The following is a 19,480-nucleotide window of genomic DNA, read 5'->3' as shown; positions in this document are numbered from 1 at the left end:
TCCCTATCCATCGCGGGCGCAAGAGATTTGAAGGGAACTGCTCCTAGTACGAGAGGACCGGAGTGGACGAACCGCTGGTGTACCAATTGTTCCGCCAGGAGCATAGTTGGGTAGCTACGTTCGGAAAGGATAAACGCTGAAAGCATCTAAGCGTGAAACCAGCCTTAAGATGAGATCTCTCATAGAGTTAATCTAGTAAGACACCTTGGAGATTACGAGGTTGATAGGTTGGATGTGTAAGTAGAGTAATCTATTGAGCTGACCAATACTAATATGTCGAGGGCTTGACTTAAACAAGAAAAAATATATCTCGTGGTAAAAAAATTAATCTGTGAAGTTTTGAGGGAGTTTACCAAATGGAAATTCACCTCGATAATCTGGTGGCGATAGCTAAGAGGATACACCTGTTCCCATACCGAACACAGTAGTTAAGCTCTTATACGTCGAAAGTACTTGGCTGGAGACGGCCTGGTAGGATAGATAGTTGCCAGTTACTTAAGCTCTGCACTTTGTGTAGAGCTTTTTTGTTTGTAAAAAAGCTCTATGTATAGAAAAATTTTGTATAGCAATTGCGTAAACGATTGATATTTCTAAGATAAAAAGTAATATTACTCGTTTTATTTTTTTTGCTAGAACATTTATATCGTGTCTTTGCTAAATTTGATATACTTGGTGTAGTGTAGGTAAATAGATAAAAGGTTAAGACCTATAAAAATCAGAGGATGTGCAAAATGTATGAATTTCTAGTTCCTCAAGAGATAAAAAACCATTTAACAGTAAGGGAGTTTCTAAGAGGACAGGGGATTTCTCTTACCGAATGGCGCAAAATAAAGAATATCGGTAGCATAACCATCAACGACGAAAGGCAAGAAAAACTAATATTTTTAAAAGCTGGTGATATTGTAAAAGTTGAAATTCCAGCTTTTGAAAATAAAAATATTGCGCCGGAGCCTTATTTATTAAAGATTTTGTATGAAGATGACGAATTACTAGCAGTTAGTAAACCAAGTGGAATCTTAGTGCACCCAACAGTAGCAGTTCAAAGTGGCACTTTGGCTAATTATGTAATGAACTACTATCGAACCTCAGGGTGCATAAGCAATTTTCATCCTATTTCTCGCTTAGACAAAGACACTTCGGGAATTGTGCTTTTAGGAAAAAATGCTCGGGTGCAGCATTTATTGGCGATACAACAGCAAAAAATGCAGAAAAAATATCTGTTGTTAACTAAAAAACCCCCTTTTGCAGAGCAATATACAGTTTGTGAACCAATAGCAAGAAAAGTTGGCAGTATTATTGAACGTGAAGTTAATCGAGAACTTGGTAAGCCGGCACAAACAATTTTTAAAATTTTAGCTAAATATCATAAATACTATTTGTTGGAGGCTCAGTTATTGACGGGCAGGACACATCAAATTCGTGTGCACGCAAATTTTCTGGGAATACCGCTTTTAGGTGATGATTTATATGGCGGGGACAACTCGGAATTTCCTCGACAAGCTTTGCACGCTTATAGTTTAGAAGTTGAAAATCCTATTTCTAAAAAACAAATAAAAATTAGAGATTTTTTACCAGAGGATATACTTAATTTTCTAAGAAAGATAAAATAGCGAAAAAATGTTTAAAAATCTGCTGAAAATATGATATAATTACTTTAAGTTTAATGTATACAGTATTTTTGGCGCACTAATAACGATTGGGAGTGTTTGCTGTGGATAAAATATCAGTATGTATCGGGAGCGCCTGTCATTTAAAAGGAGCGTATCGAGTTTTAGATATTTTTCAAAAACTAGTGCAGGAAAATGATTGCGAGGCTAGTGTTGAGGTAGAGGGTAATTTTTGTCAAAATCGCTGTACTCAGGGTGTCGTTGTAAAAATTAATGAGCAAATTTTAACTAATATTAATGTGGATAATGCAGAAGAAATTTTTCGTGCGTATATTTTAAGGCGAATATAAAAAATAATTAGGAAGTGCTTGTTTATGAAAACAATTTACACCGCAGAAGTTAATTGTCGGGATTGTCATAAGTGTGTACGAATTTGCCCAGTCAAAGCAATAGGGATTGTTAATGGGCATGCGACTTTAGTTGCTAATAACTGCATTTTTTGCGGACGCTGTGTCCAAGAATGTCCGCGCGGTGCTAAAAAAGTTATTGATAATAGTTATAAATTATTGGATTTACCGAAAGACAAACAGCGTATTTTAAGTTTAGCACCATCATTTATAGCTGCTTTTCCCGAATATTCATTTGAAGAATTAGTGAGCAATTTACACAAAATTGGTTTTGATTATGTGCAAGAGACTGCTGTGGGAGCGGAAATTGTTTCCTATGCTTATAAAGCAGAATTAGAACAAGCTAAAGGACCACTGATTTCTTCTTGTTGCCCAGTTACAGTAAATTTAATAGAAAAATATTATCCGACACTAGTGAAATATATTTCTCCAACTCGCTCGCCTATGTTAGCACACACAGCTTTGTTGAGAGAAAAATTTGGACAAGATGCCTATATTGTTTTTGCTGGTCCCTGTATTGGTAAATTTCAGGAAGCTGAAAGTTATCCGGAAATAGTGGATTTAGTGATTACTTTTGAGCATTTGAAAAATCTCTTGAAGGCATTGCCCAGCGAACTATTAAATACAAAACTGCCATTAGACAGTTTGCCTGAATTAGTAGAAGCACCAGCAACTGCTAATGCTCGTTTTTTCCCAATTCGCGGTGGAGTGATAAAGTCGTTTATGTTTAGTGAAGAAACAGATATTGATATTTTTTCAGTAAGTGGAATTGAAGATTGCATGGAGGTTTTTGATAATCTAGTTAGTGGTGATATTAAACCGCGCTTTATAGAGGCGATGGCCTGTAGAGGTGGCTGTATTAGTGGACCATGCATGTTGAAAAATAAATGTCAGCCAGTAAAAAGAATGCAAGTAATTAAATTTGCAACGCTGTCTTATTCGAATTTTAAGGATTATCAAGAATTTTTACCGAAAATCAAAAGAACTTTTACACCTAAACCTTTGAAGTTAAAGGAGCCTACAGAAAGAGAAATCAGAGATATTTTAAGAAAAATTGGCAAATATTCACCGGCGGATGAAAAAAATTGTGGGGCTTGTGGTTATAATACTTGCCGAGAAAAGGCTATTGCAACCTTTCAAGGACTGGCTGAGGCGGATATGTGTATTCCTTATATGCGTTCTAAGGCAGAGTCATTATCAAATTTGATTGTAGATACCTCTATGGATGGGGTTATTGTTGTGGATAGTAAATTGTTAGTGCAGGATTTTAATCAGCGCGCGGAAATGTTTTTTGATATTGCTAAAGAGCAGATAAAAGGTAAAAGTTTAGCAACTTTAATTGATTGTACAGATATTGTTGAGGCATTTTATGGTAATGTTCGTAAGGAAGTTATGGCTAAAAAATATAAAGAATTTCCTTTTATCTTTGATTTGCGAATTATGCCAATTGCTGAACATAACTTAACAATTATAATTTTTAAAGATGTGACCGAAATTGAGCAACAAAAAAAGGAACTCTTAGAGATGAAACTGAGTACTATTGATAAGGCAACGAGTATTATTAATAAGCAAATGCAGGTAGCACAGGAAATTGCAGGATTGTTAGGCGAGACTACAGCGGAAACAAAATCAGCACTGTTGGAATTAATAACTGTTATAAATACCAAGGGGGATAAGTGATGGACAAGCTTTTTCCAGAAGTCGGTGTTGCTCAGATTATTAAATATTCCGAAGAGTTATGTGGCGATAAAGTTTTAGTGGAAAAGACTGCTGAAGGCACGATTGTTGTCTTATCTGATGGTTTGGGCAGTGGGGTAAAGGCTAATATTCTAGCTACATTGACGACAAAAATAATAACAGTAATGCTAAAACATGGCAGTCCTTTAGAAGATGTAATTGATACAATCGCTCAAACTTTACCAGTTTGTAAGCAAAGAAATATTGCTTATTCAACTTTTCACATTGTCAACATTGCTAAATCTGGAGAGACATATGTGGTAGAATTTGATAGCCCACCAACACTGTTATATAGAAATGGCAAAGTTATTCGTTTTCCGGTCCAAGAAAAAGAAATAAGTGGTAAAAAATTAAACATTGGTAGATTAGAATTAGTTTATGATGATAGTATAATTATGGTTAGTGATGGAGTGCTACATGCTGGAATAGGCGGTTTATTAAAATTAGGTTGGGGTTTAAGTGGACTTAAAGAATATGTTCAGGAGAATTATCGATTTGAAAAGACAAGTGGATTTTTTAGTAGAGAAATTGTTAATTGTTGTGAAGGTTATTATCTTGGCAAGGCTGGTGATGATACTACCGCGGTGGTCGTGAAAATGCGACAAACCAAAAAACTAGTATTATTTACAGGTCCACCAACAGATCAAAAATTAGATCAAATTCTGGTAAAAAAACTAATGACTTTTGATGGTAAAAAAATAGTTGCCGGTGGTACTACAGCTAATATAGTCAGTCGATATTTAGGCAAACCGATAAAAGTAGAGTTGAGCAATTTAAATTCCGAAGTTCCCCCTATTGGTTATATTGAAGGAATTGATTTAGTTACAGAAGGAGTATTGACGATAAATTCAGCCGTAGAGAGATTGCGTTCTGGAATAAAGCAGGGTAAGAAAAATTTTTCTGATGGCGCAGATAAATTAATGCACCTACTTTTGGAAGCAGATGATATACTAGTTCTAGCAGGAAAAGCGGTAAACCCTGCACACCAAAATCCTAATTTCCCTATTCAAATTAATCTAAAAATGCAAGTGGTGGAAAAACTGATAAATGCATTGCGAGAAGCAGGAAAAAGTGTGAAGGTGGAATGGTTTTAGTTTTTCCAAGATAATAATTTTGAATTTATAGGGGGTAAAACTGTGGAAAAAATTAAAGTTGAATTATGTACAGGTACTGCCTGTCATCTTATGGGTACTTATGAACTAAAGGAATATATTGAAAATTTGCCCAAAGATTTGCGCGATCAAATTGAATTGTCGGGAGTAACTTGTTTTCAAAAATGTGGACAAGGTCCCAATGTTAAAATTAATGGACAATTGCATTCTAATGTTAATCAGAATGTTTTAAATGAATTATTAGAGGATTTGTTTTTGAAAAAAAATTAACTTAAACTGAGGGGGCATAAAATCAATGCAAATAAGTGAGTCAGTAAAATTACACCGAAAAGTACTAACAGAAGTAGCTAGACAGACCGTTAATGGCACATTAGATACAGATGTCGAAAGTATATTACAGACCGTTGTAAGTGAAGCTGGACCAAGATATCGTTGCTGTATTCATAAAGAGCGTGCTGTTTTGAAAAATAGAATAACGCTTGCCGTAGGTAGAAGTGTTGAAGAGGATATTCATGAGGCTACGCAGAAGGCCTTAAAAGGAGAAGTTCTGAAAGAGGCAGCGGTACTGACAGTTTTGCCAGAAGCCTGTGATCAATGTCCGATTGATAAGTTTATTGTAACGGATGCTTGCCGCAACTGTATTGCACATAATTGTATAAATGTTTGTCCCAAAAAAGCGATAACAATTCATCAAAATAGAGCTTATATTGACCAAGAAAAATGTGTTGAGTGTGGTGCTTGTAAGCGGGCTTGTCCTTTTGGTGCAATTATTGAAATAAGTCGTCCTTGTGAACGTGCTTGTGCCGTGAAAGCAATAAGTGCCGGTTCAGATCGACGTGCTGTGATAGATATAGAAAAATGCGTAGAATGTGGCGCTTGTAAAGTTGCTTGTCCATTTGGAGCGGTAGCAGATCGTTCTTTTATTGTACCGTTAATTCAAGATTTAAAAACTACGAAAAAAGTTTTCGCGATGGTTGCGCCAGCTTTTGTCGGTCAATTTGGTGCAGGAATTTCGCCTAAAAAAATATTTCAAGCACTAAAACAATTGGGCTTTAGTGGTGTTTATGAAGTTGCTCTAGGAGCAGATATGGTTACACTATTTGAAGCTGAAGAGTTTTTAGAAACTGTGCCTGAACAGCGTAAATATATGACGACATCTTGTTGTCCTGCTTTTGCGGATTTGATTCGCAAGCACATGCCTAACATTTTACCGCATATGTCCAGTACAACCTCACCAATGGTAGCTACAGCAGAAATTGTGAAGAAAGAGTATCCGGATTCTGTAGCTGTATTTATTGGACCTTGTGCGGCTAAGAAATCGGAAGCGAGGCGCTATCCTGATTTGATTGACTATGTAATAACTTATGAAGAGTTAGCGGCCATGATGGTTGGCGCTGGTATAAATGTTACTGAAATAGTTGAAGAAGATGTGGAGTTTTTAGCTTCACGCCATGGTGCTATTTTCGGTCGTGCTGGCGGGGTGTTAGAGGCGGTAGCAGAAACAATCAAAGATTTAGCTCCAGAGGCAGAGGTTAAAGGTATCAAAACTGATGGTTTGGCTAATTGTAGAACCATGCTGTTACAGTTAAATGCCGGAAAACTTGATGCTAATATCATGGAGGGTATGTCTTGTATTGGGGGTTGTGTAGGTGGACCGGGTACAATAATGGATGCCCGTGTTACTAGTAAATTAGTAGATAATTTTGCTAAAACCGTTAATTATGATATGGCTAGCAAAAATGAAGTGGCTAAAAAAGAGGTGCAAGAGGTAGATATGCATCGCAAATAATTTGCTAAAGCTAAATAGATATGATAAAATCTATACATATGTTTTAGAATATCTAGGAGGCGTTTGTAACTATGTCTGGTCATTCAAAATGGGCTAATATCAAGCATCGCAAAGGTAAAATGGATTCTATTCGTGGGAAAGTAACCACTAAATTAGCTAGAGAAATTACTATTGCTGTGAAGATGGGTGGAGCAGATCCCATTGGCAATACTAAATTAAAATTAGCTTTGCAAAAAGCTAAATCTAACAATATTCCTAAGGAAAATGTGCAACGAGCTATTCAAAAAGGTTTAGGTGCTGCGGATGGCAAAGCCTACGAAGAGATAACATATGAAGGTTATGGAATTGCAGGCGTAGCTGTTATGGTAGAGGCTTTGACAGATAATCGGAATCGAACAGCAGCGGACGTGCGGCATGTTTTTTCAAAATATGGTGGTAATTTAGGTGAGACTGGTTGTGTAGGTTGGATGTTTCAGCGGAAAGGACTGTTTGTGGTTAGTAAAGCTTTAGGAATTTCCGAAGATGAGCTAATGGAAATAGTTTTAGAGGTCGGGGCTGAAGATATTGTAGATGTTGATGATGTTTTTGAAATTTACACCGATCCAGCTGATTTTGAAGCTGTAGAACAGGTGTTACAAGAAAAAAATATAGCAATTAATAGTTCGGAAATATCGATGATTCCCGATACGCAGGTTGAATTAACTCCAGAAGACGCAACAAAAATGGAAAAACTTATAGAGGCCTTAGAGGACTTAGATGATGTACAAGAAGTTTTTTCAAATGCGGAATTCCCTGAAGAACAAGACGCAGATTAAAATAACCAACAAATAAGCAGGCGTTAGCCTGCTTATTTGTTGTAAAAAAGGACGGTTTTTGTGAGAATACTAGGTATAGATCCAGGCACGGCAATTTGCGGTTATGGAGTGGTTGACATCTTTGGCAATAAGCTTTCAGTTGTTAATTACGGAGCTGTGCTTACTGACAAAGACTTAGATCCGGCTCAGCGCTTATTGATTTTGCATGAAGAATTAAGTAAAATTATAGAAATATATAAGCCGGAAATTATGGCTGTAGAAGAATTGTTTTTTAATAAAAATGCACGAACGGTAATGACCGTTAGTCAAGCACGGGGTGTAATTTTATTAACGGGTGAAAAAAATGGCTTGCTAGTTAGAGAATATACACCTATACAGGTTAAATTAGCAGTTGTGGGTTATGGACGGGCAACAAAAGAACAGGTAACTTTAATGGTGCAAAGACTATTAAATATAAAGGAGAAGCCAAAACCAGATGATGTGGCTGATGCTTTAGCCGTGGCTATTTGTGCGGCGCATTCAGCAGTTAGTAATTATTGGCAAAAAAAATAATGATTGGATTTATAAGAGGGAAAATTCATTCTTTGGCAGAGGATTGCTGTCTAGTAGATGTTCAAGGAATTGGTTATAGAATTTTTTTAAGTAGCAAAAATTTGCGTAGTTTAGAAAATAAACAAGATGTATTTATGTATACTTATACTTATGTGCGTGAGGATGCTTTATTACTGTATGGTTTTTTGCAAAAAGAAGAGTATGATTTATTTATAAAATTAATAAATGTTAGTGGAATTGGTGCCAAAGTAGCTTTAGTGATTTTGGCCAGTTTGAGTATTGAAGCCTTTAAACTAGCTATACAGACTAAAAATGTGGCGGTTTTAGTAAAGATTCCAGGAATAGGGAAAAAGACCGCAGAACGCTTAGTATTAGAATTACAGGACAAGTTTAAAGAAACGATTACTCTTGAACAGCTACATAGTTTAGAGGAAACAGGTCTAGATTTGACTAATAATACAGTGCTACAGGATGTTATTTTGGCCTTACAAAGCTTAGGATACGATTTGTCGCGAGCAACTAACGTCGCACAACGAGTATTTAAAAATACAATGACTGTAGAAGAAACTCTTAAAGTAGCTCTAAAAGAATTAGCAAGGGGGTGAGTTGCTTATGGAAGATAATAGACTAGTAGCTGGTATGGAGCAGGAACTAGATACTTGGCAATATAATTTACGACCTAAGAAGATTGCAGAATATATTGGGCAAGAACAAGTTAAAAATAATCTAGAAGTGTTTATTAAAGCTGCCTTAGGTAGGGGAGAAGCTTTAGATCATGTATTACTATTTGGACCACCAGGTTTAGGCAAGACAACATTAGCTAATATTATTGCTAATGAATTAGGCGTTAATTTGCGGGTAACATCTGGCCCAGCTATTGAGCGACAAGGCGATTTAGCGGCAATTTTGACTAATCTTAATGAAAATGATGTGCTTTTCATTGATGAAATTCATCGTTTATCACGCAGTGTAGAAGAAATTTTATACTCGGCGATGGAAGATTATGCTTTAGATATTATTATTGGGAAAGGCCCTAGTGCGCGTAGCATTAGAATAGATTTGCCTAAGTTTACTTTAGTGGGAGCAACTACTAGAGCAGGAGCGTTAGCTTCGCCGTTGCGAGATCGTTTTGGAATTTTATTACGTTTAGAATACTATAATCCAGAAGAACTAACCTTTATAGTTCAAAGAGCAAGTGAAATTTTAGATGTTGCAATTGACATAGATGCGGCACAAGAAATTGCGGTGCGGGCCAGGGGCACCCCTAGGGTTGCCAATCGGCTTTTGAAAAGAGTAAGAGATTTTGCGCAGGTATTTGAAGCAAGACTTATCAATCAAGAAATAGTAGAAAAAGCATTGAATTGCTTAGAAATTGATAAATTGGGTTTGGATAAAAATGACCGCAGACTATTAGAAGTAATTGCGGTTAATTTTGCTGGCGGACCGGTGGGCGTGGAAACTTTGGCTGCTTCGGTAAGCGAGGAAATTACGACTATCGAAGATGTTTATGAACCATTTTTAATGCAACTAGGGTTATTACAGCGGACGCCACGGGGGCGAATAGCTACGGCGCAAACTTATAAGTATTTAGGAATTGTTAAGGAGGAATAAGTTATTGAAAACAATGCTATTGCATACTTGCTGTGCACCTTGCTTAACCTATCCCCTGACGATTTTAAAGCAAGAATTTGCAGTTACGAGCTATTTTTTTAATCCCAATATTCATCCTTACAAGGAATTTATTCGTCGCCTACAAACTTTAAGAGAGTATAGCCAAAAGCAAAAGCTTAAACTAATAGTAGATAAAACATATAATTTGGAAGAGTTCTTATTAAACTGCTTACAAATTCAGCCAGTGCGTTGTGTACATTGTTATCAAGTACGGATGCTGAAAGTAGCAGAATATGCTAAAATATCAGGCTATGATTGCTTTTCTACAACCCTATTGGTTAGTCCTTTTCAGAAACATGAGTTGTTAAAAGATATTTGTCAGCAAGTAGCTAATCAAGTTGGAATAGAGTTTTATTATCAAGATTTTCGTCCTGGCTTTGAAATTGGCAAGCAATTGAGCCTTGAGGCGCAATTGTATCGGCAGGCTTATTGTGGCTGTATATTTAGCGAACGTGACCGTTATGAAAAAAAAAAAATAAGTTAATGGGGGAGGCCTATCTATGTTGAAAAAACTATTAATAATAATTAGTTTATTAGTTTTCAGTAGCAATTGTTGGGCAAAAGAACCTGATTTAGGGCCGAATATCCATGTCGCTCTAGCACTTAAACAAATAGCGGTGCAGTTGCGTGCTCAAGATATGTATCAGATTTTCGATACTAGTAATGATAAGTTGTTATATTCTAGCAGTAAACAAGAAAATTCTTTTTTAAATGTGCGCAATAAGTTGCTATATCTAAATGATTTTAAATTACCGAACAAAATACGGATAAGAGCTGGTAAAGATGCCTTTGTTCAAATAAATCGCCGTACCTATCGCGGAGAAGTGATTGTTAGTGTGGACAATGGGCGAATTGATGTGATAAATATTTTACCATTGGAAGAATATTTATACAGTGTTTTGCCGCAAGAAATGCCGGCTAGTTGGCCAGAGCAGGCTTTGAAAGCTCAGGCTGTTGCAGCACGTTCTTTTGCCTATAGTTCTTTAGGTAAACGAGATATTTTGGGCTATGATGTGTTGGCAGATACTAGCAGTCAAGTTTATGGAGGCAAGGAATATGAAAATCCTCTAACTACAAAAATAGTACAAGATACTAGAGGCGAAGTTGTATTTTTTAAAGATAAAGTGGCAGAAACGTTTTTTCATAGTAGTAGTGGTGGACGAACAGAAAGTAGTTTAATGGTTTGGGGTAGTGAAATCCCTTATTTACAGTCTGTGGAGGACTTTGATCAGCAAGCACCGCATTATAAATGGCTTGTTAGTTTTGCGCCTGAAGAATTAGACCGAATGTTTTTAGAAGCTGGTTATAAAATGGGGAAAATAAAAGCTTTTGAATTATCACCGCTAGCTAAAACTGCTGATAAAAAAACAGCAGATCGAACGGCAGCGGGGCGTTTAAATCAATTGAGAGTTTTAGGTGAGCAAGGCTGGGAAGTAATAAAAGGCAGTAAATTTAGAGAAATATTAAAGCTTAAAAGCACTTTATTTGACATCGCTATAGGCATTCCAATGCCAGATACCATTGAAGCGCCGCTTGTTGATCGGTTTGGTAATCAAGTTGGGCAGGTAGATATTGATATAAATATTGACAATAAAAATAGCATTGGTTTACCAAAAGATGGTGAGAATATAAGGCGTTTGTCTAGATCTAATAATGAAAAAATTATTATTACTGGCTATGGTTGGGGACATGGAGTTGGAATGAGTCAATGGGGAGCCAAAGGGATGGCGGAAGACGCCTTGAAAGATTTGCAGAATAAAGAAAAAGCTAAACAAGAGGCGGAAAAAAAGCGCAAGAGTGAAGATAAAAATCAGAAAGATAAAGAATCTGAAGTTAAGGGGAAAAATAATGAACCGAAGATTTTGTCTTTAGAAACAGATTTTTATCAGAAAATAATCAAACACTATTTTAGCGGTTGTGTTATTAGAAAGGTTTATTAAGTTGGAGGAAAGATGTTAGTAACAGATTTTTATTATGATTTGCCTGAAGCGCAAATTGCGCAACATCCTTTAGATAAACGGGATATGTCTAAACTGATGGCAGTAGATGTTCAAAACCATGTGATTACCGATAAGTGTTTTAGAGAAATTATTGATTTTCTTGAAGCTGGCGATGTTTTGGTTTTTAATGATACGAAAGTAATCCCGGCACGTTTGCTTGGAAGGCGCGAAACAGGCGCAAAAATAGAAGTTTTTTTACTTAAAGATACTGGACAAGATGTTTGGGAAGTGTTAGTTAAGCCAGGGCGGAAAGCCTTGCCTGGTACTAAGATTTTTTTTGCGGGCGATTTTTATTGTGAAATAATGGAGAAAACTGATTTTGGTGGGCGTTTAGCGAAGTTTTATTATGCGGGAAGTTTTAAAGAAAATATAAATAAATACGGGGCGATGCCTTTACCACCTTATATTCATGAAAAATTACAGGATAAAGAACGTTATCAGACCGTTTATGCCAAACATGAAGGTTCTGTGGCGGCACCGACCGCAGGATTACACTTTACTCCAGAATTGCTACAGGACTTAAAAAATAAGGGTGTGCAAACTTGTTTTGTAACTTTGCATGTGGGGATAGGAACTTTTCGACCAGTTAGTGTTGATAGAATTGAAGAACATAAGATGCATACTGAAAGTTATACCCTGGCTCAAGAAGTGGTAGATATTATTAACTGCGCAAAACAGCAAGGGAAACGGGTAATTGCAGTAGGGACAACGGCAATTAGAACACTAGAGTCGGCGGCGAGTAGTGGCATACTAGTAGCAGGTAGTGGTCAAACGGATATTTTTATTTATCCAGGGTATAAGTTTAAAGTTGTGGATGCAATTGTCACTAATTTTCACTTACCACAAAGTACTTTACTAATGTTGGTTGCCGCATATATGGGAAAAGAGTTTGCAATAGAGGCTTATAGATTAGCGGTACAAAGAGATTATCGCTTTTTTAGTTTTGGTGATGCAATGTTTTTGTATAATAAAAATAACGGAGGAAATTGATTTTGGCAGCAGTATATTATGAGTTGGAAAAAGAGTGTTCATATACGGGAGCCAGGGCAGGGAAATTACATACGCCGCATGGGGTTTTTTTGACACCAATGTTTATGCCCGTGGGTACTCAGGCTACGGTAAAAACTTTATCACCAGAAGAATTGCGCGAGATGGGAGCGGGAGTAATTTTATCGAATACGTATCATTTGTTTCTTCGTCCGGGACATGATTTGGTCAAAGAAGCTGGTGGTTTACATAAATTCATGAACTGGGATAGAGGTATTTTAACTGATAGTGGTGGATTTCAGGTTTTTAGCTTAGGGGCTTTAAGGAAGATTAAGGAAGAAGGTGTGGAGTTTAGATCACACATTGATGGCTCCAAGAAATTTATTTCTCCTGAAATTGCTATTGAAATCCAAGAAGCTTTGGGTTCTGATATTGCCATGGTTTTTGATGAGTGTGTCCCTTACCCAGCGGATTACAATTATGCTAAAGATTCTACTTTGCGAACTACACGTTGGGCAAAACGTTGTCAAGCAGCACAGACAAGACGTGATCAATCACAGTTTGGCATAGTACAAGGTGGAATGTATAAAGATTTAAGACAAAAAAGTGCGGAAGATTTGGTAGCGCTTGATTTTCCAGGATATGCAATTGGTGGCTTAAGTGTGGGTGAACCTAAACCAATGATGTATGAAATATTGGAGGCTACAACTAAGTTTTTGCCTAAGGACAAAGCACGTTATTTAATGGGGGTAGGGACACCTGATTGCTTGGTAGAAGGTGTAAGTTTAGGGGTAGATATGTTTGATTGTGTATTTCCGACGCGGGTAGCTAGAAATGGCACGGCGATGACGAAATATGGAAAATTAGTTGTGAAAAACAGTGAGTTTAGCCGTGATTTTCAACCAATTGATAGTGAATGTGGTTGTTATACTTGTCGTAATTTTTCGCGAGCTTATATTCGTCACTTGTTTAAGGCGGAAGAAATATTTGCCTTACGACTTTTATCTATTCATAACTTGTATTTTTTAATTAATTTTGCTAAAAGAATGCGCCAAGCAATTTTAGAAGATCGATTCCTACAGTTCAGACAAGAGTTTTTGCAGTATTATCGCTGATAAAAGCTATTTTACATTTTTTTTATGATAGCGTATAATTAATAATAGTTAATAAAAATAATAAATTATTTAAGGGGGCTAGTCCACAATGCCAAATGATGTAATCCAAACACTTACTGCTGTATGGCCATTTTTACTAATGGGTTTGATTTTTTATTTTATGTTATATAAACCACAGAAAAAAGAACAACAAAAAAGAGCGAGCATGCTCGGCGCTTTGAAAAAGGGCGATAAGGTTATTACAGTAGGTGGTATGTATGGAGTTGTTACAGCTATTGATGATAAAAAGATAGTGCTGAAGGTAGCTGATAAAGTAGAAATAGAATTTGTTAAAACGGCTGTTAACCAAGTTGAGGGGCGCAGTGAAGAATAGACCTGAAATTTCAGATGCTGAACTAAAGGTGCATAAGCAATTAATTAGAAAACAGCTCTTGACTGCAAGAAACAATCTTGTCAGTCAAGAGCTGGAAATTTGCAATGTCAAAATTACCAAGCAATTAGCATCTTTGCCAGAAGTACAAACGGCACAAACGATAATGGGCTATCTAGCTTTTGGAAAAGAAATTTCCATAGATGGACTGTTAGAGATATTTTTGCAGCAGAACAAAAATGTTTGCGTACCGATAATTTTGGATAAAGAAAAAAGTTTGCTAGAAGCAGTTTATTTGCCCAACCTAGAGTCAGTAGTACTAGGTGAGTTTGGCATTAGAATGCCTATGCAAGTTGCAACTTGCCCGACGGAAGATATTGATGTTGTACTGGTTCCGGGATTAGGGTTTTCAAAAAATGGAGCACGCTTAGGTTTAGGCAAAGGCTATTATGATCGGTTTTTACCGAAAGCACGAAAAGCAATCTATATTGGCGTGGCCGCAGAATATAATTTATTGGAAAATTTGCCAAGTGGTATTCGAGATGTAAAAATGCATTATATAGTGACAGAAACAAGAATAATAAAATTGTAAAAATACTTTCTGTATACAATTACTAAGGGGGCAATTTGCTTGAGATGGGATAGTTTTGGAAAGTTTACGGGAATTGCATTGGTTATTTTAATCGCTTTTGCAGTGTATATTGTACCTTTATCTAATTCGATAAAACAAGGGTTAGATTTGCAAGGTGGAACACATATTGTTTTAGAAGCCGTGGATACGCCTGATGCTAAAGTTAATGACGATGCAGTAAATCGGGTGGTTAAAATTATTGAACGGCGGGTAAATGAATTGGGTTTAACAGAACCAATAATTCAAAGACAAGGTGCTCGCAGGATAATTGTCGAATTACCAGGAATTAAGGATCCAGAAAAAGCAATAGCCATGATTGGTAAAACGGCATTGTTGGAGTTTCGGGATCCGCAAAATAATACAGTTTTAACAGGAAAAGATTTAAAAGATTCCAAAGCACATATGGATGGCTCTAGTAGGCCTTTAGTGGCGATAGAGTTTTCTGAGGCAGGAACGAAAAAATTTGCCGATTTAACGAGCAAATTTGTGGGTCAGCCGATAGCGATTTTATTGGATAATGAAGTGCTTACTAAACCAGTAGTTAATGAACCAATAACTGGAGGAAAAGCAGTTATAACAGGAAATAGAAGTATGGAAGAGGCGGAACATTTAGCAATTTTGCTCAGAAGTGGTTCTTTGCCAGTTAAAGTTAATATTGTGGAAAATCGTACAGTAGGACCAACTTTAGGACAAGATTCTAAAGATAAAAGTGTTAAAGCTTTTGCGGTAGGCGTAATTGGAATATTGATTTTCATGTGTCTATTTTATCGAGTATCTGGATTTATTGCTAATATTTCTTTATTGTTATATGTGATGTTATTGTTGATTACAATGAAGATGTTAAATGCGACGTTGACCTTGCCTGGTATTGCTGGCATAATTTTATCAATGGGTATGGCGGTTGATGCTAATGTCTTGATTTTCGAACGGTTTAAAGAGGAAGTACGGGCTGGCAAGACTTTGCGTTCCGCAATGGACTCAGGGTTTTCTAGAGCGTTTACGACTATTTTTGACTCCAATATTACAACACTATTTGTGGCTGCGGTTTTATTTTACTTAGGTGCAGGACCAATAAAAGGATTTGCGGTGACGCTGGCGATTGGGATTGTCTTAAGTATGTTTACAGCTATTACAGTAACTAAATATATGTTGAAATTTTTCATTGCCAGCAATTTAGTTAAAAATAGCAAATTTTTTGGGGCATAGGAGTGGGTAGAATCATGAATTTTAATATAGCGGGAAAAAGCAAAATTTGGTTTACCATCGCCACTATTGTGCTACTTTTTTGTGTAACTTCAATTGCGGTACGTGGATTTAATTTGGGGATTGATTTTACTGGAGGCACGATTATTGATTTAAAATTCAATAAGGCGGTATCGGTAGAACAGGTGCGCGGGGTCTTGAAAGAATTTTCTTTGGAAAATAGTGTTATTCAATTAGCCGGAGCTGAAGGTAGTACACAAGCGCAAAATGTAGTGATAAGAACTTATGCTTTAGAAGATGACCAACAACGGATTGCGATAATGAAAAGTCTAGAACAAAATGTAGCTCCTTTTGAATTATTAAGAATGGAAAAAGTTGGCGCCACTATTGGGGGCGAATTGACTAGGCAGGCAGGTATTGCGATGCTTGTTTCCTGGTTATTGATGATTGCGTATATAACCTTACGTTTTGAAATAAATTTTGCGTTGGCCGCGATTTTATGTTTGATCCAAGATGTAATGATTGTTTTAGGATTTTTTGCAATAACGCAAGCGGAAGTAGATTCATCTTTTGTAGCGGCATTGCTTACAGTAGTAGGTTATTCGATTAATGGAACAATAGTTATTTTTGATAGAATTCGTGAAAACTTAAAAAGTTATCGTAAAACAGATGGGCTCTTAGTTTTGGTTAATAATAGTATCAATCAAACTATGACAAGGTCGATTTACACTGTTGCCACAGTATTATTTGCCACAATTTCGTTATATGTTTTTGGTGGCGATACTTTAAAGAATTTTGCTATGGCCATGACAGTGGGCTTTGTTAGCGGTACATTTACATCCATTTTTTTGGCGAGTTCACTGTGGATGATGTTTCGTAACCGCAAGATCCAAGCAAGTGTTAAATAATTAACTTAAATAAAACTTGGTGAATTTTAAAATAATAGTGCCCCTAGAAATTAGCCATTCGGGCTAGCTTCTAGGGGCACTAAACGTTTTTTATAAAAAACTTAGAACATTCTTTTTTTCCAAAGCCAAAAAGCGCAGGCGCTCGTTAAAGTTATTGCTAGTCCCACAACCCAAAGGAATCCTAGAGGATTCTCACTTAGGGGTACGGGAACATTCATTCCCCAAAAACTGGAAAGCATTGTTGGCACGGCTAAAATTATCGTTATAGAAGCCAGTAAACGCATAACCAGATTCAGATTGTTGGAAATAATGGAAGCGAAAATTTCTAACATTCCATTTAGAATATGGCTGTACATTTCAACCATTTCAATCGCCTGGCGATACTCAATGATTACATCTTCTAAAAGGTCTTCATCTTCTTCGTACATTTTTATCAGATGTTGCACTTGATTTGTGGAACGTAAGCGTAGTAATTTTTCCGTAACATTAAAATTACTACGTAAAGAAGCGGAAAAATAAGTTAAACTTTTTTCTAAGTCGAGAAGTTTAAATAATTCATCGTTATCCATTGATTTGCGTAAATGTTGTTCTAACTCGTCAGTACGCCGATTAATGTTTCGGATATATTTTAAGTATAATAGCGCAGATTTATAGAGAATTTGGAACAAAAAGCGTGTTTTTTTGAATGTGCAAAAAGAGCGCGCATTATGCGTGGAAAAATCAGCTAGGACAGCATTTACTTCCAAGCAAACGGTAATGATATAATCGGTTGTGATTATGATGCCGAGTGGTAAAGTGTCATAATCTTTATTGCTTCGGAGTAAAGGAATGTCAATCAAAATTAGTAATTGATCTTGCTCTACCTCGATACGGGAACGTTCCTCGTCATCTAATGCTGCTGTTAGAAAATCTAAATAAACACCGGTTTTTTCAGTGATAAGTGCTAATTCATCAGATGAGGGGTTGATAAGCTCGACCCAGCAACCTTTATCGATTTCATCGAATGCTAATTCACAAATGGTGTCTTCAGAACTTTTATAGAGATTAATCATTGTGCCCCTCCTTTCACTTGTAAAGTTGTTTTTGAAGCTAAAGATATTTGATTTGGAAATATTTTAATAAAGAAAAATATAAAAGAATTATTGTCAACTGCAGTTAGGGATTAATAATTGCGGAAAGCGCTTGTGCTAGCTGGTCAGGACAGGAAGTTGGTCTGTTGCCACAAGTTATACCTGCCAAACGAGCAATTGCCTCAGAACAAGGCATTCCTTCGGCCAGAGCTGCTAACCCCTTTAAATTGCCGTCGCAACCGCCTTTGAAGGTTATTTGCGAAACAGTATTATTGGTTATATCGAAAGTTATGCTTTGTGCGCATACGCCATTAGGTTTATATGTATACATGAGTTGCTCCTCCTTGAAATTATTTATAATTTTAGCATATTATTGGCTTCCTATAAAGGTGATTTTTCAAGTTCTAACAAATTTTATGTTTTCAAATGGGCATAATTAGTATAAAATATATAAAATAAAGCTTTAGATTGAGAGGACGAAGAAAATGCAATTATTAAAAGAAAAGATTTTAAGTGAGGGTATTGTTTTAAATGATAGAATTTTAAAGGTGGATTCTTTTTTAAATCACCAAATCGACCCTGATCTAATGCTAGAAATTGGTAAAGAATTCGCTAGACGCTTTGCTGAGCAAAAAATAGACAGAATTTTAACAATTGAAGCTTCAGGAATTGCTGTGGCCTTAGCTACAGGATTTATCCTACATGTCCCAGTGGTGTTTGCCAAAAAAAGTGCTTCGGAGATAATGAATGAAGAAGCATATGTGGCTAAAGTGCATTCGTTTACTAAAAAAATTACAAGCAATGTAAGTGTGTTACGCAAGTTTTTACCAGCAGGTGAGAAAGTTTTGATATTAGATGATTTTTTAGCACATGGAGAAGCTGCGGTTGGGTTAGCCAGTTTAGTTGAACAAGCAGGGAGCACAGTTGTTGGTATCGGCATAGTTATTGAGAAACAATTCCAGGGTGGAGCTGAAAAAATAAATGTCAAAGGTTATAATTTAGAATCATTGGCAAGAATAAAAGCGTTTGAAAATGGGAGGGTAATATTAGATTAGGGGGAGGAAGATGGATTTAGCGGAAGATAAAACAGAGCAACTTAGAAAGATTTACGCTGATAATAAGTTTGTTAATTATCTCGATATGAAGATTGAAGAAGTAACTAGTGGTTATGCAAAAATGAGTATGTATGTAGATTATGAAAAACACACTAATTTACATCGAGCCTTGCATGGGGGCGGCTTGATTTCTTTAGCAGATACAGCCATGGGAATAGCCTGTGTAAGCACGGGTAAGAAAGTTGTAACTTTAGCAATGACAACTAATTTTATTAGTGTAATTGAGGCGGGGGAAACAGCAATAGCTACAGCTAAAATCATTCATCAAGGTCGGCGTACTATCGTAGCCGAGGGTATAGTAGAAAATTTAGAAGGTAAGCTTATAGGTAAGCTGCAAGCAACCTTTTTTGTAATAGGGGAAATTTCATTGGACTAATTTTAAAAATTTTAG

At 36.5% G+C, this 19,480-nt stretch carries 22 protein-coding genes and 2 rRNA genes (1 of these 24 running past the window's edge); 22 read left to right on the top strand and 2 right to left on the bottom strand.

The genetic code is table 11. The features are described 5' to 3' along the window. The 20 genes from SUCMO_RS0109525 to secF form a co-directional block, all read left to right on the top strand. Positions 1–292 (top strand): 23S ribosomal RNA (locus SUCMO_RS0109525) (it extends 2,622 nt beyond the left edge of the window). A gap of 84 nt (positions 293–376) precedes the next feature. After that, positions 377–493: ribosomal RNA gene (gene rrf / locus SUCMO_RS0109520) — 5S ribosomal RNA — on the top strand. 238 nt (positions 494–731) lie between these two features. After that, positions 732–1,610: an RluA family pseudouridine synthase gene (locus SUCMO_RS0109515; RefSeq protein WP_019880482.1), complete on the top strand. Its 879-nt coding sequence runs from the start codon at positions 732–734 to the stop codon at positions 1,608–1,610. Positions 1,611–1,711: 101 nt separating this feature from the next. Then, complete coding sequence (locus tag SUCMO_RS0109510) at positions 1,712–1,957, top strand: (2Fe-2S) ferredoxin domain-containing protein (protein WP_019880480.1); 246 nt, start codon at positions 1,712–1,714, stop codon at positions 1,955–1,957. A 24-nt stretch (positions 1,958–1,981) separates the two neighbouring features. After that, the gene (locus SUCMO_RS0109505; RefSeq protein ID WP_019880479.1) at positions 1,982–3,694 is read left to right on the top strand and encodes a [Fe-Fe] hydrogenase large subunit C-terminal domain-containing protein; all 1,713 of its coding nucleotides are present in this window, start codon (positions 1,982–1,984) and stop codon (positions 3,692–3,694) included. After that, a complete protein-coding gene (locus tag SUCMO_RS0109500) occupies positions 3,694–4,845 on the top strand; it encodes a SpoIIE family protein phosphatase (protein ID WP_019880478.1) in 1,152 nt (383 codons plus the stop codon). The genes SUCMO_RS0109505 and SUCMO_RS0109500 overlap by 1 nt, the downstream gene beginning before the upstream one ends. Positions 4,846–4,887: 42 nt before the next feature. Continuing rightward, positions 4,888–5,133 (top strand): NAD(P)H-dependent oxidoreductase subunit E, encoded by a 246-nt coding sequence (locus tag SUCMO_RS0109495; RefSeq protein ID WP_019880477.1) that lies wholly within the window; start codon positions 4,888–4,890, stop codon positions 5,131–5,133. Between the two features lie 25 nt (positions 5,134–5,158). Next, positions 5,159–6,652, top strand: a complete 1,494-nt coding sequence (locus SUCMO_RS0109490) for a 4Fe-4S dicluster domain-containing protein (RefSeq protein ID WP_019880475.1) — start codon at positions 5,159–5,161, stop codon at positions 6,650–6,652. A 71-nt stretch (positions 6,653–6,723) separates the two neighbouring features. Further along, positions 6,724–7,467, top strand: coding sequence for a YebC/PmpR family DNA-binding transcriptional regulator (locus SUCMO_RS0109485; protein WP_019880474.1), 744 nt, complete (start codon positions 6,724–6,726; stop codon positions 7,465–7,467). Between the two features lie 60 nt (positions 7,468–7,527). Beyond that, positions 7,528–8,019: a crossover junction endodeoxyribonuclease RuvC gene (gene ruvC, locus SUCMO_RS0109480; RefSeq protein ID WP_019880473.1), complete on the top strand. Its 492-nt coding sequence runs from the start codon at positions 7,528–7,530 to the stop codon at positions 8,017–8,019. Next, positions 8,019–8,624 (top strand): Holliday junction branch migration protein RuvA, encoded by a 606-nt coding sequence (ruvA, locus tag SUCMO_RS0109475; RefSeq protein ID WP_028953994.1) that lies wholly within the window; start codon positions 8,019–8,021, stop codon positions 8,622–8,624. The genes ruvC and ruvA overlap by 1 nt, the downstream gene beginning before the upstream one ends. A 7-nt stretch (positions 8,625–8,631) precedes the next feature. Next, the gene (gene ruvB / locus SUCMO_RS0109470; RefSeq protein ID WP_019880471.1) at positions 8,632–9,630 is read left to right on the top strand and encodes a Holliday junction branch migration DNA helicase RuvB; all 999 of its coding nucleotides are present in this window, start codon (positions 8,632–8,634) and stop codon (positions 9,628–9,630) included. 4 nt (positions 9,631–9,634) lie between these two features. Then, a complete protein-coding gene (locus SUCMO_RS0109465; protein ID WP_019880470.1) occupies positions 9,635–10,174 on the top strand; it encodes an epoxyqueuosine reductase QueH in 540 nt (179 codons plus the stop codon). A gap of 16 nt (positions 10,175–10,190) precedes the next feature. Next, positions 10,191–11,630 carry a SpoIID/LytB domain-containing protein gene (locus SUCMO_RS10725; protein ID WP_019880469.1) on the top strand — a complete coding sequence of 480 codons (1,440 nt, stop codon included), beginning with the start codon at positions 10,191–10,193 and terminating at the stop codon, positions 11,628–11,630. Between the two features lie 12 nt (positions 11,631–11,642). Continuing rightward, positions 11,643–12,680 (top strand): tRNA preQ1(34) S-adenosylmethionine ribosyltransferase-isomerase QueA, encoded by a 1,038-nt coding sequence (gene queA / locus SUCMO_RS0109455; protein ID WP_019880468.1) that lies wholly within the window; start codon positions 11,643–11,645, stop codon positions 12,678–12,680. 2 nt (positions 12,681–12,682) lie between these two features. Further along, a complete protein-coding gene (tgt, locus tag SUCMO_RS0109450; protein WP_028953993.1) occupies positions 12,683–13,792 on the top strand; it encodes a tRNA guanosine(34) transglycosylase Tgt in 1,110 nt (369 codons plus the stop codon). Between the two features lie 88 nt (positions 13,793–13,880). Next, entirely contained in the window at positions 13,881–14,165 is a 285-nt protein-coding gene (gene yajC / locus SUCMO_RS0109445) for a preprotein translocase subunit YajC (protein WP_019880466.1), read from the top strand. Beyond that, positions 14,155–14,754 carry a 5-formyltetrahydrofolate cyclo-ligase gene (locus SUCMO_RS0109440; protein WP_019880465.1) on the top strand — a complete coding sequence of 200 codons (600 nt, stop codon included), beginning with the start codon at positions 14,155–14,157 and terminating at the stop codon, positions 14,752–14,754. Before yajC ends, SUCMO_RS0109440 begins: the two co-directional genes overlap by 11 nt. Before the next feature lie 39 nt (positions 14,755–14,793). Next, positions 14,794–15,999: a protein translocase subunit SecD gene (gene secD / locus SUCMO_RS0109435; RefSeq protein WP_019880464.1), complete on the top strand. Its 1,206-nt coding sequence runs from the start codon at positions 14,794–14,796 to the stop codon at positions 15,997–15,999. A 14-nt stretch (positions 16,000–16,013) separates the two neighbouring features. Further along, a complete protein-coding gene (gene secF, locus SUCMO_RS0109430; protein WP_019880463.1) occupies positions 16,014–16,904 on the top strand; it encodes a protein translocase subunit SecF in 891 nt (296 codons plus the stop codon). Positions 16,905–17,005: 101 nt separating this feature from the next. Here the strand turns inward: secF and SUCMO_RS0109425 are convergent, their stop codons facing one another. Together SUCMO_RS0109425 and SUCMO_RS0109420 are read right to left on the bottom strand one after the other, a co-directional pair. Beyond that, positions 17,006–17,956: a magnesium transporter CorA family protein gene (locus tag SUCMO_RS0109425; RefSeq protein ID WP_019880462.1), complete on the bottom strand. Its 951-nt coding sequence runs from the start codon at positions 17,954–17,956 to the stop codon at positions 17,006–17,008. A 103-nt stretch (positions 17,957–18,059) separates the two neighbouring features. Next, positions 18,060–18,305, bottom strand: a complete 246-nt coding sequence (locus SUCMO_RS0109420) for a TIGR03905 family TSCPD domain-containing protein (protein ID WP_019880461.1) — start codon at positions 18,303–18,305, stop codon at positions 18,060–18,062. Positions 18,306–18,459: 154 nt separating this feature from the next. On the opposite strand from SUCMO_RS0109420, the gene SUCMO_RS0109415 reads away from it, so the two are divergent. Next, positions 18,460–19,029 (top strand): xanthine phosphoribosyltransferase, encoded by a 570-nt coding sequence (locus tag SUCMO_RS0109415; protein WP_019880460.1) that lies wholly within the window; start codon positions 18,460–18,462, stop codon positions 19,027–19,029. 10 nt (positions 19,030–19,039) lie between these two features. Next, a complete protein-coding gene (locus SUCMO_RS0109410) occupies positions 19,040–19,465 on the top strand; it encodes a PaaI family thioesterase (RefSeq protein WP_019880459.1) in 426 nt (141 codons plus the stop codon). The last annotated feature ends 15 nt before the right edge of the window (positions 19,466–19,480 follow it).

The sequence above is a fragment of the Succinispira mobilis DSM 6222 genome (genome assembly GCF_000384135.1).
Classification (GTDB): domain Bacteria; phylum Bacillota; class Negativicutes; order Acidaminococcales; family Succinispiraceae; genus Succinispira; species Succinispira mobilis.
Note: the sequence above shows the minus strand (reverse complement) of the source record. Positions and strands in the feature narration are given on the sequence as shown.